The organism is Psychrobium sp. MM17-31 (assembly GCF_022347785.1).
GTDB lineage: Bacteria > Pseudomonadota > Gammaproteobacteria > Enterobacterales > Psychrobiaceae > Psychrobium.
Map to the genome: position 1 here is coordinate 182,502 of NZ_JAKRGA010000005.1, position 19,368 is coordinate 201,869.

The 19,368-nt window shown below is 43.7% G+C and carries 20 protein-coding genes and 3 tRNA genes; 13 read left to right on the forward strand and 10 right to left on the reverse strand.

Annotated elements, in window-relative coordinates; genetic code table 11:
- The first annotated feature begins 2 nt into the window (after positions 1 to 2).
- Together MHM98_RS15520 and MHM98_RS15525 are read left to right on the forward strand one after the other, a co-directional pair.
- Positions 3 to 1,586 (forward strand): acyl-CoA ligase (AMP-forming), exosortase A system-associated, encoded by a 1,584-nt coding sequence (locus MHM98_RS15520; RefSeq protein WP_239440277.1) that lies wholly within the window; start codon positions 3 to 5, stop codon positions 1,584 to 1,586.
- Complete coding sequence (locus MHM98_RS15525; RefSeq protein WP_239440278.1) at positions 1,583 to 2,800, forward strand: pyridoxal-dependent decarboxylase, exosortase A system-associated; 1,218 nt, start codon at positions 1,583 to 1,585, stop codon at positions 2,798 to 2,800. Before MHM98_RS15520 ends, MHM98_RS15525 begins: the two co-directional genes overlap by 4 nt.
- A 77-nt stretch (positions 2,801 to 2,877) precedes the next feature.
- Here the strand turns inward: MHM98_RS15525 and MHM98_RS15530 are convergent, their stop codons facing one another.
- A complete protein-coding gene (locus MHM98_RS15530) occupies positions 2,878 to 3,633 on the reverse strand; it encodes an AAA family ATPase (RefSeq protein WP_239440279.1) in 756 nt (251 codons plus the stop codon).
- Positions 3,634 to 3,959: 326 nt separating this feature from the next.
- Between MHM98_RS15530 and MHM98_RS15535 the strand changes: the two genes are divergently transcribed.
- From MHM98_RS15535 to MHM98_RS15555, 5 genes are all read left to right on the forward strand, one after another.
- Complete coding sequence (locus tag MHM98_RS15535) at positions 3,960 to 5,123, forward strand: RNA ligase RtcB family protein (RefSeq protein WP_239440280.1); 1,164 nt, start codon at positions 3,960 to 3,962, stop codon at positions 5,121 to 5,123.
- Positions 5,123 to 5,743: a peptide chain release factor H gene (prfH, locus tag MHM98_RS15540; RefSeq protein WP_239440281.1), complete on the forward strand. Its 621-nt coding sequence runs from the start codon at positions 5,123 to 5,125 to the stop codon at positions 5,741 to 5,743. Before MHM98_RS15535 ends, prfH begins: the two co-directional genes overlap by 1 nt.
- A 71-nt stretch (positions 5,744 to 5,814) precedes the next feature.
- Entirely contained in the window at positions 5,815 to 6,033 is a 219-nt protein-coding gene (locus tag MHM98_RS15545; protein ID WP_239440282.1) for a hypothetical protein, read from the forward strand.
- A gap of 25 nt (positions 6,034 to 6,058) precedes the next feature.
- Complete coding sequence (locus MHM98_RS15550; protein ID WP_239440283.1) at positions 6,059 to 6,640, forward strand: hypothetical protein; 582 nt, start codon at positions 6,059 to 6,061, stop codon at positions 6,638 to 6,640.
- A 1-nt stretch (position 6,641) separates the two neighbouring features.
- Positions 6,642 to 6,974, forward strand: coding sequence for a phosphotyrosine protein phosphatase (locus tag MHM98_RS15555; protein WP_239440284.1), 333 nt, complete (start codon positions 6,642 to 6,644; stop codon positions 6,972 to 6,974).
- Positions 6,975 to 7,037: 63 nt separating this feature from the next.
- On the opposite strand, the gene MHM98_RS15560 is transcribed toward MHM98_RS15555, so the two are convergent.
- The 9 genes from MHM98_RS15560 to MHM98_RS15600 form a co-directional block, all read right to left on the reverse strand.
- Positions 7,038 to 7,475, reverse strand: coding sequence for an energy transducer TonB (locus MHM98_RS15560; RefSeq protein WP_239440285.1), 438 nt, complete (start codon positions 7,473 to 7,475; stop codon positions 7,038 to 7,040).
- Between the two features lie 76 nt (positions 7,476 to 7,551).
- On the reverse strand, positions 7,552 to 8,391 hold the full coding sequence (locus MHM98_RS15565) for a hypothetical protein (RefSeq protein WP_239440286.1): 840 nt from the start codon (positions 8,389 to 8,391) through the stop codon (positions 7,552 to 7,554).
- Positions 8,388 to 9,326, reverse strand: a complete 939-nt coding sequence (locus MHM98_RS15570) for a hypothetical protein (protein ID WP_239440287.1) — start codon at positions 9,324 to 9,326, stop codon at positions 8,388 to 8,390. The genes MHM98_RS15565 and MHM98_RS15570 overlap by 4 nt, the downstream gene beginning before the upstream one ends.
- Positions 9,319 to 10,155, reverse strand: a complete 837-nt coding sequence (locus tag MHM98_RS15575) for a nucleotidyltransferase domain-containing protein (RefSeq protein WP_239440288.1) — start codon at positions 10,153 to 10,155, stop codon at positions 9,319 to 9,321. The genes MHM98_RS15570 and MHM98_RS15575 overlap by 8 nt, the downstream gene beginning before the upstream one ends.
- Positions 10,152 to 11,186: an RNA 3'-terminal phosphate cyclase gene (gene rtcA, locus MHM98_RS15580; protein WP_239440289.1), complete on the reverse strand. Its 1,035-nt coding sequence runs from the start codon at positions 11,184 to 11,186 to the stop codon at positions 10,152 to 10,154. The genes MHM98_RS15575 and rtcA overlap by 4 nt, the downstream gene beginning before the upstream one ends.
- Before the next feature lie 10 nt (positions 11,187 to 11,196).
- Positions 11,197 to 12,423, reverse strand: coding sequence for an RtcB family protein (locus MHM98_RS15585; protein WP_239440290.1), 1,227 nt, complete (start codon positions 12,421 to 12,423; stop codon positions 11,197 to 11,199).
- 14 nt (positions 12,424 to 12,437) lie between these two features.
- Positions 12,438 to 13,595, reverse strand: a complete 1,158-nt coding sequence (locus MHM98_RS15590; protein WP_239440291.1) for a slipin family protein — start codon at positions 13,593 to 13,595, stop codon at positions 12,438 to 12,440.
- A 233-nt stretch (positions 13,596 to 13,828) separates the two neighbouring features.
- A tRNA-Asn gene (locus MHM98_RS15595) sits at positions 13,829 to 13,906 on the reverse strand.
- A tRNA-Leu gene (locus MHM98_RS15600) sits at positions 13,905 to 13,975 on the reverse strand. Before MHM98_RS15600 ends, MHM98_RS15595 begins: the two co-directional genes overlap by 2 nt.
- Positions 13,976 to 14,229: 254 nt before the next feature.
- On the opposite strand from MHM98_RS15600, the gene rtcR reads away from it, so the two are divergent.
- The 6 genes from rtcR to MHM98_RS15630 all read left to right on the forward strand — a co-directional run bounded on the left by rtcR (position 14,230) and on the right by MHM98_RS15630 (position 19,350).
- The gene (rtcR, locus tag MHM98_RS15605; RefSeq protein WP_239440292.1) at positions 14,230 to 15,834 is read left to right on the forward strand and encodes an RNA repair transcriptional activator RtcR; all 1,605 of its coding nucleotides are present in this window, start codon (positions 14,230 to 14,232) and stop codon (positions 15,832 to 15,834) included.
- Between the two features lie 266 nt (positions 15,835 to 16,100).
- Complete coding sequence (locus MHM98_RS15610; protein WP_239440293.1) at positions 16,101 to 16,319, forward strand: hypothetical protein; 219 nt, start codon at positions 16,101 to 16,103, stop codon at positions 16,317 to 16,319.
- A gap of 84 nt (positions 16,320 to 16,403) precedes the next feature.
- Positions 16,404 to 16,480: transfer RNA gene (locus tag MHM98_RS15615), tRNA-Ile, on the forward strand.
- 68 nt (positions 16,481 to 16,548) lie between these two features.
- Positions 16,549 to 17,022: a peroxiredoxin gene (locus tag MHM98_RS15620; protein WP_239440294.1), complete on the forward strand. Its 474-nt coding sequence runs from the start codon at positions 16,549 to 16,551 to the stop codon at positions 17,020 to 17,022.
- Positions 17,023 to 17,051: 29 nt separating this feature from the next.
- Positions 17,052 to 18,176: a hypothetical protein gene (locus tag MHM98_RS15625; protein ID WP_239440295.1), complete on the forward strand. Its 1,125-nt coding sequence runs from the start codon at positions 17,052 to 17,054 to the stop codon at positions 18,174 to 18,176.
- A gap of 37 nt (positions 18,177 to 18,213) precedes the next feature.
- Positions 18,214 to 19,350: a hypothetical protein gene (locus MHM98_RS15630; protein WP_239440296.1), complete on the forward strand. Its 1,137-nt coding sequence runs from the start codon at positions 18,214 to 18,216 to the stop codon at positions 19,348 to 19,350.
- Positions 19,351 to 19,368 lie beyond the last annotated feature (18 nt).

Sequence of the window (19,368 nt, forward strand, 5' to 3'; positions counted from 1 at the left end):
CTATGCCTTTTTTACTTCATGAACTTCTATTTCAACAAGCGTTAAAAACACCTGATGCAAAAGCCCTAGGCTGTAAACAAGATTGGCGCAGTTACCAACAGCTTTCAGAAATATGCCAGCAATTATGTCGCAGCTTTCAAGCAATAGATGTTAAATACGCAGATCGAGTCGCCATTTATTTACCAAAATCTATCGAATCTGTGGTCAGCTGCCTCGCTGCCAGTGCAAACGGCAGTATTTTTGTGCCCATTAATCCAGCAGTAAAGTCGACTCAAGTCGCCCATATACTCGCTAATTGTGAAGCCAAAGTGCTCATCACAAACCATGCAAGATTGTCTCAAATTGATGAAAATCAGCTAAAGACTGTTGAGCATATTGTACTCATAGATGAGACCAATCTTACTTTTGACGATATATCACTATGGCATTGGGATAGCTTTCTAGCTGCTGGAGACAGTGCACCAAACCGCACAAGCGCCCTAGTTCAAACCGATATCGCGGCAATTCTATACACTTCCGGCAGCACCGGAAATCCCAAAGGTGTGGTGCTAAGCCATCAGAATCTAGTCGTTGGCGCCCAAAGTGTTAGTGACTATTTACCCTGTAAGTCGACAGACATAATGCTAGGCGCGCTGCCACTCAGCTTTGATTATGGCTTTAGTCAAATCACTATTGCCTTCACCACCGGCGCAAGTTGCTACTTAGTAGACTACGTCTTTCCTCATGAGCTATTTAAGGTGATAGAGCAGCAAGCAATTACCACCATGGCCTTAGTGCCGCCGCTGTGGATTGCACTAGCCAATGAGCCTTGGCCTGAACAAGCGACAAAAAACATCCGTTATTTTTGTAACACCGGTGGCAGCATGCCTACTAGCACACTTAGTCAGTTGAGAGACTACATGCCGCAGGCAGAGCCGTTCTTAATGTATGGTTTAACGGAAGCATTTCGTTCATGTTATTTACCTCCTAGCGAAATAGATAATCGACCAACCTCGTTTGGCCGTGCGATTCCCAATGCCAATATTTTGGTGATTAACGAACATGGCGAAGAATGTGCACCGCATGAACACGGAGAACTGGTGCATTGCGGCCCCCTTGTCAGCCAAGGATATTGGAATGACGCAGCCAAAACCAATCAACGCTTTAAACCATCACCGACTCGTAAGCCTGAGGTGAAAACACCTGAGTTAGCCGTCTGGTCGGGAGATATCGTTACGCGTGACGAACAAGGCTACTTATATTTTGTCGGCCGCCGTGATGACATGATAAAAACGTCAGGCTATCGCGTTAGCCCACAAGAAATAGAAGATATTATTTATCAGCTACCAACGATAAAAGAAGCTGTAGTTACCGGCGTTCCCCATCCAGTATTAGGTCAAGCGCTAATCGCCGTTGTTATACCCAATGGAGATAGCACTAGTTGTCATGACATCTTGCGCCACTGCCGCGCGTTGCTTCCTAATTTTATGTTGCCAGTTCAAATATTTATAGTCGATTCACTACCACGTAATCCCAATGGAAAATTTGATCGAATTTACTGGCAATCACACTATCAACACTTATTCGCTAATGGATTAAACAAATGAGTATCCAAAACTTAGATGCAAGTAAAATGGTCAACGAACTAATCATCGCTGGGAAAACCGCACGCCAAATTACCAATATAGCCGGTGGAACGCCTTGCTATATCTACGATAGTAATCGAGTAAAAAACACGGTGTACAACCTAAAGTCACAACTGCCGTCACAAGTACATTTGCATTATGCCGTCAAAGCAAACCCGTTTCCGCCGTTAGTTGCTCAAATGGCCAACTGGGTCGATGGTTTTGATGTTGCCTCGCAAAAAGAGTTATTACTCGCGTTATCGAGTGGCATGCCGAGTCATAAGATTAGTATTGCAGGTCCCGGAAAATCACAGCGTGATTTACTAACTGCGATCAGCGCTGGTGCAGTAATCAACATCGAATCAGCAACTGAGCTGGTTCGAGTTTATGAACTGTGCAAAGTCCACCAGCTAAAAGCCTCAATTTCACTGCGAATTAACCCCGATTTCGAACTAAAAAAATCAGGAATGAAAATGGCAGGAGGCTCAAAACCCTTCGGTATTGACGCGGAACAAGCGTTAGCAATCTTGAAGAATCTCGATTTAACCCTAGTGAATTTTAAAGGACTACATATTTTTACTGGATCACAAAACCTAGATCACAATGCGATTATTGAAGCTCACGATAAAACATTCGATCTCGCTCATCGTTTATTAACGCAAAGCAATATGTCTGCCAGCCAAATCAATATCGGCGGTGGCTTTGGCATTCCATACTTTGCCCACGAAGCGCCGTTAAACACGTCACCGATCATAGATAACCTCAACCGCTTAATTAAGCAATATAACAATGCTTTCAATGGCGCGGAAATTCACTTAGAACTCGGTCGTTACTTAGTTGGAGAATGCGGCACGTATCTATGTACCATCGTAGACAAAAAAGTGTCGCGTGAGAAAACCTATGTTGTAACCGATGGCGGAATGCATCACCACCTAGCCAACTCAGGAAATTTCGGCCAAGTCATTCGCAAAAATTATCCGGTGTTAAATGCTTCAAATGTCGATGGCGATGACGCCGAAACTGTCGAAGTTGTAGGGCCTTTATGTACACCTTTAGACATTCTTGCCAACAATATTTCGCTACCAGCATTAAACATCGGCGATCTCTTTGCCGTCACTCAATCCGGCGCATATGGCGCGAGTGCCAGCCCACACAACTTTCTAAGCCAACCAGAGGTTATTGAATTGATGTTGTAGCTTCTAATGATAAAAACGAGACTCTTTACTCAATCTATAACCAAATTCACTAACGAGGCATCTCACTTCGTTAGTGATTAAACACCTTCCTCAAACAGCTCATCAAAGACTCGCTGTGGATTATTTAAAAATGCACGGGTTAAGCGAAAATGTTCAGAGTCTTCTAATCGCGTTTGCTGGATCCCCTCTTGAGTCACCTCGAGGATTTTGGCGTTGGGAAATGCCATTAAAATTGGCGAGTGTGTGGCAATGATAAACTGCGATTGCTGCTTAACTAACTGATTCATTTTACTGAGCATTACCAGCATCCTATTTGGCGATAACGCTGCCTCAGGCTCATCGAGAATATATAAACCATTGCCGCCAAAGCGATTGAGCATCAGCGATAAAAATGACTCACCATGAGATTGTTTATGTAACGATACACCGCCATAACTGTCGATAACTGGCGGACCAAATGCTGGCGCTTCATCCATTTCATCAATGTTAGTCGCGACGTTATAAAAGCTCTCTGCCCGCAAGAAAAAACCATCGCGATGTCGCTTAAATGAGCGTGCTAATCGTAAATAATCCGCCAGTTGTGAATGAGTACTACGAGTTTCAAAGTTGAGATTAACCGTGCCGCCCTCAGGATTAAATCCCATGGCCACTGCGATAGCTTCAAGTAACGTCGACTTGCCACTGCCGTTTTCACCAACGATAAAAGTCACTTCGCGAGCAAACTTAATTTGCTCTAAAAACTTCACTGATGGCATCGAAAACGGATAGTCATCGAACGATGCAATCTTCTCTCGCTTTAAGCTGATCTGTTGTAAATAGGGCAGTGCGTCCATTGATAACAAGCCTATATTTGGTCAATATTTCAGTAGTTTACCATTTAAAATTTCAAATAGAGTCAAAAAAGTGCTTGCATTTTAATCACTAGCTATTTACCATGCGCGCCGTTCACTTACTGAACACATTTCAAATTCAACCAACTGTAGAGGAGTAAACAATATGACACATACAACATTACCCTTTGCAGATCGCGCTAAGTCATAGCAAGCTAAATCTTCGTTTTTAGCTTTCTCGAAAGCTTCGCCCAGTCGCCATCGCGACACGATCTGCCAACACGTTTTTTACAACAACCATTTTCAATCGTGAAAAAGGAATTGGCATTATGGGCAAATCCGTCCAAACCATTGCAAAAAACGTTAGCCTCATTGCGTCCAAAAAGACGTGGATTGAAGGGTTAGCTGTTGAGCAATTAAAGAAAACATCACAACTAACAGGTATGCACAGCGTTGCTGGCATGCCCGATTTACACCCCGGCCGTGGTTATCCCATTGGCGCGGCGTTTTTTACAACCAACAAAATATATCCTGCATTAGTGGGCAACGACATCGGCTGCGGCATGGCACTATGGCAAACATCCACCAAGGTGGCCAATGTCAAATTAGACAAACTCGCCAAGCAGTTTAAAGACATCGAGCAGCCACTCGACAGTGAATGGCATGAGCAAATTGCAGCGCGAAAACAAGATAAGGACATTACAAATGATATTTTTGATCAAGCACTTGGCACCATAGGCGGCGGTAATCACTTCGCTGAGTTTCAAGCAATCGATAAAATCTACGACGGTGAAACAGTGGCAGCATTAGGATTAGATCGCAAAAAACTCCAGCTGTTAGTGCACTCAGGTTCGCGTGGCTTTGGCCAATCGATATTAGTCGAGCACATAACTAAACACAATCACTGTGGACTGTTGGTCGATGGCGACGATTTTAACGATTATTGCCAGCAACACGATCACGCAGTGCGCTGGGCTGAGTTAAATCGTGAATTTATCGCCAAGCGATTTTTAGCAGCAATTCGCGCCACTGGCAATTGCGTTCTGGATGTAAACCATAACTTGGTGTCTCCGAAAACGATTGGCGAAACAAAAGGTTGGTTACATCGCAAAGGCGCAACTCCCGGTGATCAAGGCTGCGTGATGATCCCTGGCTCGCGCGGTGATTACAGCTATTTGGTCAAACCGCTGCCATTAAGCGAAGAACAAGCGCTTACGAGTTTGTATTCACTGGCGCATGGCGCTGGCCGTAAATGGAAACGCGGTGAATGTCAGGGTCGACTGAGCAACAAATACAAACGCGACGACTTATATCGCACCGCGCTAGGAAGCCGCGTCATTTGCGGCAACAAAGAACTGCTGTATGACGAGGCACCACAGGCTTATAAGAAATGCCAAACGGTGATCAGCGATATGGAAGACGCAGGACTGATCGAAGTAGTCGCACGATTAAAACCCGTGCTGACCTTTAAAACCAATGGAGATTGTAGCTAATGATTTTATTACAAATCTCCGCTGGGCAAGGCCCGCTAGAGTGCTGTCGCGCCGTGGCTCTAGCTTTAAAAGCCATTGAAAAACAATGTAAAAACAGCAAGCTCGATTATCAGATTATCGAAGTCGTCAACGCTGAACGCAAAGGCTGTTTCAAATCAGCACTGATTCGTTTTGACGACAGTGAAATCGCTAAACAGGTCGTTTCACAGTGGCAAGGTGCCATGTTGTGGATCTGCCAGAGCACGTTTCGGCCCAAGCACAAACGCAAAAACTGGTATTTCAGCGGCTGCGTATATGAAGTGGAAGAAAGGGAGTTTGATAAACACATCGTTTTTCAAAGCTGCCGCGCATCAGGCGCTGGCGGACAACACGTTAACACCACTGATTCGGCAATTCGCGCCACGCATGTGGCAAGCGGATTAAGTGTCAGAGTAGAACAAGAGCGCAGCCAGCACGCCAACAAGCGTTTGGCCATCGCCCTGCTCTACCAAAAGTTAACGCAACATCAACAACAAACCGCCAGTGCGCAAGATAAAGCACGCTGGCAACAACATTGGGAAGTACAACGTGGCAACCCGGTGAGAACCTTTGTCGGTGACAAGTTCACCTGTAAAAAATAATAAGGAAATTCAAATGACTATCAATATTTTTAAAGGTGCTCTCTTTTAGCTAACAACTAAAGGAGAGCACAATGAAACGAGAGATACGATTAATCAAAGCCTATGGCTGTATTGAATTCGGACTCGCCGACATGCCCAACAAAATATCAGGCACAGCGATATCACGAATTACTTTGGGAGACGACATAGGCTGCGCATTTTGCTTCCCTCATGGCTACGACACAATCAACAGCCGTGAAATGAAGAGGCAGCGCAACTGGAAACGCCAACGCAAAACGCAATGGCGTTAACCATACAGAATTTAAAGGATTTATTATGACAATCATTGCAGCAGCAATTAAAAACGGGCAAGTAGCCATTTCATCTGATACTCAGGTTAATTTTGGCGCATTACAAGTCAATTCGAAATACCTAGTCGACAAAACGAAATTGTTTCGCGTCGGCGATAGCGTTTTAGGATTTACAGGTTGGTCGGCAACATGCCAAATCATGGAGCATCTATTAGCAAGTGAGCCAGAGTTATTTGAACTCGACAGCCGCATGACAATTTTCAGTACGTTATTGAAAATTCAGCACAAGCTCAAAGAAGAGTACTTCATCGATACTAGTGAAGACAGTGACCAACCGGTCGAGTCTAATCAAATTGACGGTTTGGTGATCAACCCGACGGGTATTTATCAAATTGGTAGTTATCGAGAAGTGCACCAATACAGTCAGTTTTGGTCAATTGGTTCTGGCCGCCGCTACGCTCTTGGTGCAATGCACAGCACCTACGACACCGCGACTTCTGCACAAGAAATCGCTGAAGCAGGAGTTAAAGCAGCCGCAGAATTTGATGATGCGTGTAACTTGCCACTCCACACCATGGTGCTGGATTTGGCAACAAACCAAGGATAAATTGATAAACATTTTATTCATTTGCAGCCGTAATCAATGGCGCAGTCCGACGGGTGAGCAAGTTTGGCGTAATCACCCGGAGGTCTCAGCACGATCGGCTGGCACTAGCACCAAGGCTAAACGAAAGGTATCAGCCAAAGATATTCAATGGGCGGATCTGACTTTAGTTATGGAACAAAAACACAAACAGCGGTTGCAAGCTAGCTTCAACCGCCTACTAGCTCACAAGCGATTAATCGTATTGGATATTCCCGATGAATATCAGTACATGGACCCTGAGCTAGTGACTATTTTAAAACAAAGCGTCGCGCCGCTAATTTGCGCAGACGAATAACGAGGACTGGACGAAGGCCTTGCTCACAGCAAGGCCTAACCTTTCAACTATTCTGAACTTGAATTATTGGTTTCCGTTTATGCGGATTCGTTCAACATTGGCGTAAGTTCTTACAGATGGCTTATCCGATAATACAAATTCAATTGCCACGTAATTATTACGAAGCTTTTTTGCAGGTTTTGTATAGACCCATCTCTGAACCCCCAATACTGCGCTGGCGTCAAAAAGCTCATCTAGATCAGAACCTTCAACTTGAATATCCGACACATTGCCATCTTTTTCGATGCTAAAACTCAGCAATACCGCCCCTTCAAGCTTATTTTTCACAGCATACTGCGGGTAATTTGGTAATGCCCTTTTAACCACAGATACCTCGTTAGGATCAGTAGCAGCCTGCGCACTTTGCAAAGTCACCGAACTCAGAAAAAGTGCCGTCAATGTTGAAAACGCGATAGCTATCGATTTGAAACTGCTAGTAAATTTAATTAACTGCAAACTCATGATTTTCATTCCAACTATAAATTACAAGTGTAATCGAAATAATTACACTTGTAATCCAAGGAGTCAAATGCGGCGTTCAACCATACGGAGATTTCTTTAGAATTTTTGGCTCCCCAGCTAACGTTGCCTCTAAACGATAACTCACTAGCCCTTTTCCAGTTGCTTTAATTTTTATTATTCCAGAGAACTCAACGTGCTCATTATATCCGTCGTCTGTGCTAGACATCATGTCGGCAACTCCATCAACGAAAACTTCATATTTTGTTAGTGTTTTTATCTGTTTGAATTCCACACCATCGCACCAATAATCTGCAGTTAATGATTCAGTTCCCAAGTAAGCACCAATAAACCAAGAGAAATCGGCAGTAAAAAGATCACTATTTTGGGTGAGTATAAATTGCCCTAATGACTTAGCTAAACTAACCTCATTGCATCTCAAATTTTTCTTAAGCAACCTTTTATTAGTAAACTTCTTTTGAAAACTACGAGAGCACAACAAATGTAACTTGGCGCTATCAGTGGTTAACCAGAACTCGGTTACTTGTTGATTTTTTAGAAACAGCTCAAGGCCAAGAACTTTCGATTCATACTCACTAGCATTATTCCCTTGGCACATGAGTTTTACGCTCGGAGCTAATGAATCAATATCATCTTCCTTCAATCCAATTAGACTTCGTTCATTCAAATAAACGAGTGAAGTACTCACCTTAAATCCAGACACACGAAACTGATAAAAGTTATCAAAAACAATAATTAATGAACTATCGTTGTAATGCCATTGCTCGTCGCAAAATTCATCAATTTTCCCATCTTGATTTTCAATCAGGTCTGGCTCTCCCATAATCTGAGCAACTTCACGGCGTAGCATGCCATATTGAACTTCACCAATTCCTGTTTCAAAATCTAACTTCATCAAAAAATAGTCTCTCCTGCTAACTTTTTCTGGGCAAACTGCCCACGCTCTCTCACCGATGGTGCTGAGTCACCTACTAACTTGGTGATAAAAACTTGAGCTTCGTTTCCTAAAATATCGAGCTCGCGGATCACTGTTTGCGCGATAACCCGACGGACAATACTCGATTTATCCTCTAGTCCCAGATGCAATAACTCAATTAGCGGTGTTTTCACTGAGATATCACGCGACTCATAACAAGGCTCAACAATAATATTGCGATAATAATCTTTACTCACAATTAGATTAGAGCCAGAGCGCCAACGCACTTTTCGCTCTAGTAAGCAGCGATAAGCCATAGCCCGTAGCGAAGGTACAACCGCAGACTGTGCTATTGCTAACAGCGAGTCGTCAATTGCAGTCCGCGCCATCAACTGACTCAAAATAAGAGTCTGCGGGCCACTAGTCGCGGTCGTTAAACGCTCAACAATCATAGGTAAAAACCTAACATCAGCAGCTATGTCACGGAGCAAGTTACGATCTTCATCTTCTATTCTTTGCCATGAACTCCAATGATTTAACGCATAAAACAGCGCTTCAACGACCTCTTGTGGCCGAGAACTTTCAACAACAGTAGTAATTACCTTTCTTGTCGCACAGCGTACTTGCGGTACCCAATCGTTAAGGCGGCGCAGTAATACCACCAAAAAGAATGCATTAGGTGCACCGCTATCCAAAGCCAAGATCGACTTTTCACGTTGATAGCCACTCCATGAACACAAATTTAACCAATCTTTTTCAACCGACTCGCGACGCCAAAACTTCCAACTTGCAGCTGACTGGAGCGCACTATCATTATCTACTTGATAACGTAGTTCACGCTCCCAATGATCGATATTATTCAGTGGTCGAGAGCCGTAAGTTGTTATGACATCACTGAGTACCCTAACTTCACTCATATTTAGTAATCACCTCTCTAAACAACTGATTCAACAGATCAAAATCAGTAGTTTCATTGTGTTTAGGCGCACTAAAATCGGCGTGACGATCCAGCTCTTGCTCAATAAATCTGTTAATTACTGGCACAGCATCGATTAACTCTTTTTCGAGACTTTGGCGCTTGCGGGCAAGTAAGTCTTCGATGGCATTATTGAGCTGGACATCATCAGCAATTAACACACGTAGCTTTTCAAACTCGATAGGCGCTGGTGAGTCGTATTGCTCCAACCAACGAATCGCCAATAGCGGTCGTAATACGTAAAAGTATTTTTTAAGCGGCACTTTAACGCCTTTCAAATACTCGCGGTAATTTCCTTTCGCCATATGCAGATAATGGTAAATTCCCTTGTGACTCGCCACAACAGTGGGCATTAATTCGCGCACTGCGTTGGCAAAGTGTTGATCGTCGACATAAACAATAGGTGATTGAATCCATTCGATAAAAGCAGGATTCGATTTCCAAAAGAGTTTAAGTGCCTTACGCAAATCCCAGCCATTGATATCTATTTCGTCAACAATTGGATACTCGATGACATCACGCTTGTCTTCAACATCGAGTGACATATACCAGTCGCGTTGTTGTACATAGACAAAACGCACATCATAGTCGCTGTTTGGGCTAGAGAATCCCCATGCTCGACTGCCTGATTCTACGGCGAATAACACTTTAACGTTGTGCTCATGTTCCGCAGCGCGAATACGGCGCAAGATTTCAAAGCGTACTTCATCTGCGATGACTTCAGTTTCATTCACCGTTAATACGTCATTTCTTTCTTCAAGTTCACTCATGTCTGCTGCACCTCAATGTGATATAAGCTTTCGTTTTCCTGCGTTATCATAAAGTTAAGTTCTAAAAACTGCTTAATGACGTCGATATTCGTCGTTGTATGTAAACTTGGTTTAGTCGTTGTAAAACAGCCGCTTTGTGCTAATGCCAATGGCAACAAAAGTTGATCAGCTAAATGCTCCTCAACCGCCGCGTATGAAGCAATAAAATCACGAGCTCGTTTCGCGGCACCGTTAGCGACACGCTCAGCGGACACACCAACGCGACCAACTTCTTCAAACATAATGCTATTGTGTTCTGCTGCTATCGCCACTTGAAAACTATTACCAGGGGCTGGCGAGTCAACGTGTAAAAGCTCACCGTGAACATCTTGCCACGCCAAGGTTTCTTTCGCCGCAGCGATTTCTCGTACACCAATTTTATGAGCTAATTTACACATTAGCGCAGTCAGCGAACAACGCCGTTGTTGAGCGCTAAACTCAGCGCCAGCACTAGTTAGTTCAAGTGGTTTTAGTACGCGTGTCGGCTCAATAGTTATTGACCACTTGCCGCCACCAGCAGGATAAAAACCATAGCGTTCAACACGCACTTGCGTCTTTACACCCATCTGCTCAAGCAAAGGTAAAAACGATTGCTGTAAAAAACTCAGTGACGGCGATTTACCATTATGTGTGCCGCCTTCAAAGGTCACTGTCGAGGGTTTATCGGCGAAAGCCAGCGCCAACAAAATGGTTTGGCACACCAAGACAGTGCTGCCAGCGCTACCAATGGCAAAATGATAGTCTCCGGCAGTAATTTTTCCCGGCACAAACTCGACGCTTTGAGAGCCAAGCTGCGCACCTGTAACTTGTCCATTAGTGATTTGCTGAGCCGCCAACACCGCAGTGAGATGTTGACGCAGTAATCCCGGCTTATTGCGCTTGGCGCGAATATTAATAAGCTTGAGTGGCTGGCCCGTCAGCATAGCTAATGTTAGCGATGTTCTCAGTACTTGGCCGCCGCCTTCACCCATAGCGCCATCAATAGTTATCATCTTGATTACCTTATCCTTTTACACATACTACTTGTTTTAGCGTGTAGACGACTTCCACTAAATCACTTTGCGCTGCCATCACCTTGTCGATGTCTTTATAGGCGTGAGGGATCTCATCGATAACTGCTGCGTCTTTACGACATTCGACCCCCTGCGTCGCCGCGATTTGATCATCGATGTTATAGACCTTTTTCGCCTTAGTACGCGACATTACGCGCCCAGCGCCGTGACTACAACTGTTGAAACTCTCTGGATTTCCCAAGCCGCGAACGATAAACGAACACGCCCCCATGCTGCCGGGAATTATCCCCATTTCGCCTTTTTCTGCGCGCACTGCCCCTTTGCGAGTGACATAGCAATCTCTACCGAAATGACGCTCGCGCGAAATATAGTTATGGTGACAATTCACCGCTAATTCTGCGGCTTCAAATGGCACAGGCATTTCTTTACGCAACGCAGCAATGGCATTCATCATCATAATTTCGCGATTTTTAGCCGCAAAGTCTTGCGCCCATTCCACCGCTTCAACGTAATCATCAAAGTATTCGCTACCTTCTTCAAGGTAGGCCAAGTCTTTGTCGGGTAAGTTGCGTTGATGACGCTCCATTTCTTTTTTGGCTAGCTCAATAAAATAAGTTCCGATGCGGTTACCCACCCCGCGACTTCCCGAGTGCAGCATGATCCACACAGCATCGTTTTCATCTAAACAAAGCTCTAAAAAGTGATTCCCCGTCCCCATGGTCCCCAAGTGATTAACGTGATTACTCTTGCGAATTGCTGGGTGCTTTTGACAAATCAACTCGAAACGCTGCTCTAACTTTTTCCATTCGTGAGCAACAATCTCGGGAATGTTATGCCAAGCACCGCGATCACGACGGCCACCTCGCCCGCCAGTTCGGCCATGAGGAACAGCGGCCTCAAAAGCGTGACGGATCGCCGATAAATTATCTGGCAACTGACTCGCGGACAGCGTGGTTTTAGTGGCCACCATACCGCATCCAATATCGACACCAACCGCCGCTGGAATTACCGCATCTACCGACGGAATGACACTACCAATAGTTGCGCCTTTTCCTAAATGAACGTCGGGCATTACCGCAATATGCGAATGCACTATCGGCATCGACGCAATATTGTGAAGCTGTTGCTTCGCTTCCTGCTCAAACGGCACCCCCTTGGTCCATGCCTTGATTGGCACATGGCCTTTATTTTCGATTGTGTTGTAATTTCCACACATAATTTTTTCCTTGCCTAATCTGCGATTTTTACGACGTTATTCATTAATCCTTCTAGGCCGCCGTAAACCGTTAGGGAATCTATTTTGTCTGCCACTTTTTCTAACGCTTCCAACTCTTTCAAGCGCATTAAAGTTGGGTTGTTTTCCATCACCTTAGCGGTATTGTGCAAGCTGCGCGTCGCCGATGTTTCTTCACGGCGTTTGATGACATTGGCTTCTGCGGCTTTCTGCGCTTCTACCACCTGATTTAAAATCGCCTTCATTTCACCAGGTAAAATAATGTCTTTAACGCCAACGCTCACCAAGCTAATGCCTAAATTGAGCAGACGCTGAGTAACCAGCTCTTTGACTGTTTCGTTGACATACAACTTATCGATTAAGATATCGTCTAGCGTTTTAGTACCTACCGCTTCACGCAATGCCAATTGCAGCGTTTTATAAACAAAGTCATCGACTTTATCGACGCTTTTCGCCGCTAAGGCTGCGTTTGTAATACGAATATTAGCGCTCAGATTAATGCGTAAGCTAACGCGATCTTTACTTAGAATCTCTTGGCCAGAAATATCCAATACTTGCTCACGACAATCGAATAAGCGCACGTCAATTACATCATTAAACTGCCAGTAGCCATATTGACCTGCGGTCAATTCACGCACCAATTCGCCGTTAATGTACAGCAACCCAAGATGATTGTTAGGTACGCTAATTTGTGCCACCGGCTGCACCGCAACTGTGCTATTACTGCGGATCAATCGACTCGCTATATTAGCACCCGCGCGATTAATAGCTCGCAGTGTTTTATTATCTACCGCAATGTCGTCCGTTAATGACACACGTTCAATCCGAATATCACCAGCAGCCTGCCAGAAGTAAGCATTTTCGTTTGGCGCAATTACACCAAGCAACATATCGTTTAGATACATTAAACCCACTTCATCTTCCGCCACTTTTTGATGACCGACGTGCTGGCGAAGCAGTTCATAATCATTGTACAAACGCTCTGTGCTATTACCTGTAAAGAACACATCGTTAATGTCTGCTAATTCAAAAGTTAGTTCGTTTTTCACATCCCAAAGCGTGTGCTTGCCCGTCGCCAAAACATCAATCAACTTTTGATTTTTAAATACTAATACACGTTCATTTTCATTAATTGTTAATTTTTTTCTAAACATCATTTTATTCCTTTTTCTGGCTATCCCTTTGGATAGCATTAGTAAGGGTTAATTACTTAAATCAATCACGGCCCGTTCGTTATTGAGACTGGGGAGCGTCCTGCTTGCCAGCTTCAATCTTCGATTAGCGGTGGTTGTTTAGCGGCAACAACGGCTTACTAATTTTTTAAATGTATCTAGTAATCTAATGGTGGGTATCGAACCCACAGCACTTCTGCTTACCGTTTTTAGTTTGGAAACTTAGAGTGGGAATCGAACCCACAACCAACGAATTAATAGTTCGCTGCTCTATCCAATTGAGCTATCTAGTTTTAAGGAGGGACTCGAACCCCCAACAGCCAATTCCTATAATTGGTGCTCTACCATTGAGCTACTTAATGTTTATCTATTGAGGCATACACAGTTGCATCGCTCAGTGCACCGAGGTGATTTTTGAATCACACTCTGATCAAATAGATACCTAGTAATATCAAGTGATGTGCCAACCACATTTCAAATGTCAAAAAATCTTGTAACCAGTTGATAATTAGATAAATAAAATATTTAAAGGCATTCATCTGCAAATTTAGATTGCACACAAAACACCATTAAAATATCCTTTTGGATACAATTTATTTAAAATGGATACAACGGAATGAATAAGAAGACGGTTGTCGTAAGCTTAATTGGAACGCAACTCGATTACGTCGGCAAAGGTAGTGCGCGCTGGTCGCGCTGGCGTCCGAATGTCAGTTTATGTAGTCAGGAAGACTTGATTGTCGACGAACTGCATCTTATTCACGACAATCGGAGTAGCCGCTTGGCTAACAATGTTGCGGTCGATATTGAATCGGTATCGCCAGAAACGACCACCAGCCTGCATAACGTGCGATTTGAAGATCCGTGGGACTTCGAAGAGGTTTACGCCAAACTCTACGACTGGTGTCATCAACAAACTTTTGATACCGACCACAACGATTACCTGTTTCACATTACTACGGGTACTCACGTGGTACAGATCTGTAGTTATTTACTAACAGAGAGCCGCCATTTTCCGGGACGCTTAATTCAAACCTCTCCCGATCACCACAATCCGAATAGATCGATTGGCCGCACTCATATTATCGATTTAGATCTATCGAAGTATGATCAAATCGCCAGCCGATTCGACATTGAACATCAAACTGGCAAAGATTTCCTAAAAGGTGGTATTGCTACAAAAAACAAAGCTTTCAATGAGTTAATCAGCCAAGTTGAGAAAGTTGCCATTCGTTCGACGGCACCAATATTACTCACGGGCCCAACAGGCGCCGGTAAGAGTCAGCTAGCAACGCGTATCTTTCAGCTCAAAAAAATGCGTGAATTGGTTTCAGGTTCCTTGGTTTCAGTAAACTGTGCCACTCTAAAGGGCGAAAATGCGATGGCGGCGTTATTCGGGCATACCAAAGGCGCGTTTACCGGCGCGCAAAAAGCTCGCGACGGATTCTTATTAAGTGCCAACAACGGCGTACTGTTTCTAGATGAAATCGGCGAACTAGGCCTCGAAGAGCAAGCGATGCTGTTACACGCCATTGAAAACAAGAGTTTTTATCCGGTGGGTAGCGACGTGGCGGTGACTAGTAATTTCCAGCTGATTGCTGGTACTAATCGCCAACTAAAACAAGAAATCGCCGCAGGTAAATTTCGCGAAGATTTATTAGCGCGGATTAACCTATGGACTTATCAGCTGCCAGCATTGCGCGAGCGCAAAGAAGATATTCCCGCTAACATCGATTACGAAATCGATTTATACGCCCAAACCAATGGCCAACGCGTCCAATTTAACAAAGAAGCACAGCAGCGTTTTCTCAAGTTCGCCCAGTCATCAGAAGCGTTGTGGACAGGCAACTTCCGCGATCTCAGTTCAGCTATTACTCGCATGTGTACGCTAGCCGATTCATCGCGTATCACCATCGATGATGTTAACGCCGAAATAGCGCGCTTAAGCCAAGCATGGCAACCTTCTGAAGTATCTAACAATAATGATATTTTGCTGAACTATTTCAATTCCGAACAAATCGCCGCTCTTGATAGTTTCGACGCTAACCAGCTAGCGTTCGTGCTACAACGCTGCCAAGACCACAATTCGATGGCCTCAGCTGGGCGAGAGCTATTTAACGTTAGTCGTACCAGCAAGGTGCAAGTTAATGATTCGAGTCGATTACAAAAATACCTGGCTAAGTTTGGCTTGAAGTGGAAAGATATAGATGCGCGAAGATAGACGAGCTAAGTTTCCGATTTGGAAACCACTAGTTGTTTATTTGCCCAGCGACTCACGCTAAACTAGCCTCATTGAAACGAATATACCCAATTTTAGGTAACACCATGACATTAATACGAATAGTTAACTGGCAATACATCCGATATTGATCTCTTATGGCTCGTCCAAGGAGATCTTCTTTTGGGCGCGCAGCAACTATTCGACCTTCGAGCCCAGCACCTGTGACTGGGCTTTTTTATGCCCAATACTACGACAAGGAATAACCAATGGGCATCAATACACCGATTAAACAACTCAATAGCGACGCCACCAAACTCGAAGTCATGGCACTGTTACTAAATGTCAGTAAATCTGCGGTAAGTAAGATGGGCAACAAGTCTATTGGCGACGTTAATCTCGCCAAACTAAAAGACTATGTTGAAGCGAGCGGCGGACAACTCAATCTACAAATCACCCTTGCGAATGGCGATGTGGTGTCTCTGTAAAACAATGTAGCGAAGATACTGGGTATCGGCGGGCCTCCAAAACCTTGCCTGTAGGGTTCGAATCCCTATCGCTATGCCACTTTCGGCCCGTTAGCATAATTGGTTAATGCACTCGCCTCATAAGCGAGCCGATGGCAGTTCAAATCTGCCACGGGCCACCAAGATACATTGTTTTAAAAGGAATTATCGACTAATCTAACTCACTTCTACCACTTATCACATCAAGCTTATGATCCAACAAAACCAATCAATGCCAAGCGGCCAGTTAACGCAACGTATCAATGGCGAAACCATTACTCATGACGCTAATGAATTGTTTGCTAATAAAAAAGTCGCTTTGTTTGCAGTACCTGGCGCATTTACGCCGACTTGCAGCGCCTCACATTTACCGGGCTTTGTTGCCTTAGCTGACAAAATCAAGGCTAAAGGCGTCGATGCCATTATTTGTTTATCGGTAAACGACGCTTTTGTAATGGAGGCTTGGGGACAAGCCCATAACGCCGAAGAAATCATGATGCTCGGTGACGGCGATGGCGCTTACACTAAAACGCTAGGACTAGACAAAGAAACAGGCAGTTTCGGCGGAATTCGCTCACAACGTTATTCGATGATTATCGACAACGGCGTGATCACTCAACTGAATCTTGAACAACCAAAAGAGTTTAAAATAAGTGACGCACAAACGCTGTTAGAACAGCTATAATTCAACGAAAAGCAAGGACGCTAATTTTAATGCAAAATAAAAAGCTTTTAATCTCACTGATAGTCTCTGTAATCGCAGCGGTTATAGTCGTTTGGAAATACAATAAAGAAAAACGTGTAGTGGAGAGCAATCAATTATCTCCGCTTGCCGTGCTTCATCATTCTATTCAAACCAAAACAGACATAGTAAAGACGGCACGTCAATCTTCAACTCAAGAAACGATAAGTCCCGAGTCTAGTTCCGGTTCAACTGAATTGCCAATATGTAACAATGGACTTCATCGTTCTCAGAAATTTGTAGACTTATCCGCTAGAAATAAGAAGCTGCAACAAAGTCTGCAAAATTCCAACGAAATAGAACATCAGTTTTTAGCAACACTGTTAAATAGAGAAATCAGTCAGCAGGCTAAAATAAACTCCCTATCGAGCTTATTTGAAGAATCTCCAAACAACGAAATCATTGCATACAACCTTTTAGCTCTTTGCGCTGAAGGGCAACAACTTTGCACACAAGAGTTACTAGACAAATTAATGGCAGTTCAAAAGGATAATGGGACAGCATGGGCATTAATTTCAGGTATTAGTGCTCAAAAAGATCAAAAACAACAAGCAGTTCAAGCGTTGATAAATGCTTCTAAAGCTCCCTACTTCGAAAACTATTTAGAGCTAAACACAAAATTTATAGATAATGCTTATCGCGACATGGGCGCTGATGACGATTTACTCCTATATGCTGCTCTAATGACCCATAGTATCTCTTCTTCACTACCAGTAATTCCCATTATTAACCTTTGTCAGCCTCCTTTATTATCAGACTCAGAAGTATTAGACGCTTGCTTTCACGCGGGCAATATATTCAGGCAAGGAACTCCTATGACCAAAATCGGTGGTGCAGCAATACAAATGTATGTTTACACCGAGCTAGATGATGAATCTTCGTTGCAAGCAGTGAAGAAAGAACTAACAGAACTCGAGAAATATGCAACACGACATGGAAAAGCCATGAATATATTGGCAAGACACAAAAGCGCAATAGTTGATTGGTTGGAACTAAAATTAGCTGGAGATGATTCTGGCAGCCAAGCATTTGTGATTGAACAATCACAAAAAATCACAGCAACTCTTAATTCAAATGCCTGTAATTTAAATTGGTAAGTAAATCTCACAGAAATAGCGCAGTAAGGACACTTTTATGCCATCTAAACGTTTATTAATAACAGCCGTCATAGTTGCGGTTGCTGCATTTTCCATACTTTTCTTTATAGATACGAGTCAACCAACGTCTCTTAAAGATGCCACTTCATCATCAGAAAATGAGTCACCTGTTATAGCTCACAACAACGTGCCCAAAAGCAAAATTGAACAGTCACCAACTATTGCTAACAAAACTCATCTCAATGCCATAAGCACTGACAATATAACCAAGTGTAATTCTCTTGGCGCTGAATACGATGAGAATTACGCTTTACAATCTAAGCTTGAGAATGCGAGATTACGCGAAAATATAAAGGCTCTTAACAGTGTAGAGTCTGATTTTGTCCTCATGTTAATAGCCGACTTAACGGTAGGTGAAATAATAGAAAACACCACTTTATTGAGTGAGAAATATCCTGACAATCAACTATTAGCTTATCACCTCTTAAGCGAATGTAGCAGTAATAGCGAGCTTTGTTCTGACAGCTTAATTTCCCAAATTTCCGAGAAGCTCACCGACAATAGTGCAGTTTGGTTACTCAATGCCATCTACTATGCCGACAAGGGAAATATTGATGCGGTAGAACAAGCGATTATTGAGGCATCAAAAGCTCCAGTTTTCGACAGTTATTGGCATAGCTACGTCGCCGCGATCTCGGATGCTTATGATCAAGCGGGCGATAAAGGCACACAAATGCAAGATGAAATTAAAATGGGATATATTTCCGCAATTGCAGTGCCTTCTTATGGCTCATTGTTTAAAGTGTGCGAGCAAGCATCGATAGAAAAACTAACACTCATTGAAGCTTGTCTTACCGCCGGAAGGTTACTCACACGTGATAGTAAAACACTCATCACAAAATCAATCGGATATTCAATGCAAGAAACCGCTTTAGTCAATCTAGATCGCGAAGATGAATTATCATTTCTAAGCACTGACAAACAGGCTCACAAAGCGCTTTACACATCACAAGCAAAAGCAGTCGACTTATTGTGGCGCAACACCCCACTACGACATCAAATACTGCGCCAACTAATGGAACACGGCGAAATCGCCTATGCACAATTCGCCATTGAAGAAGCAATAAAGCTCTCTAATGCACCTGATGTTGATGAGTGCCAAGTCGTCCCATAACGGCGCCAGACGCTCTAA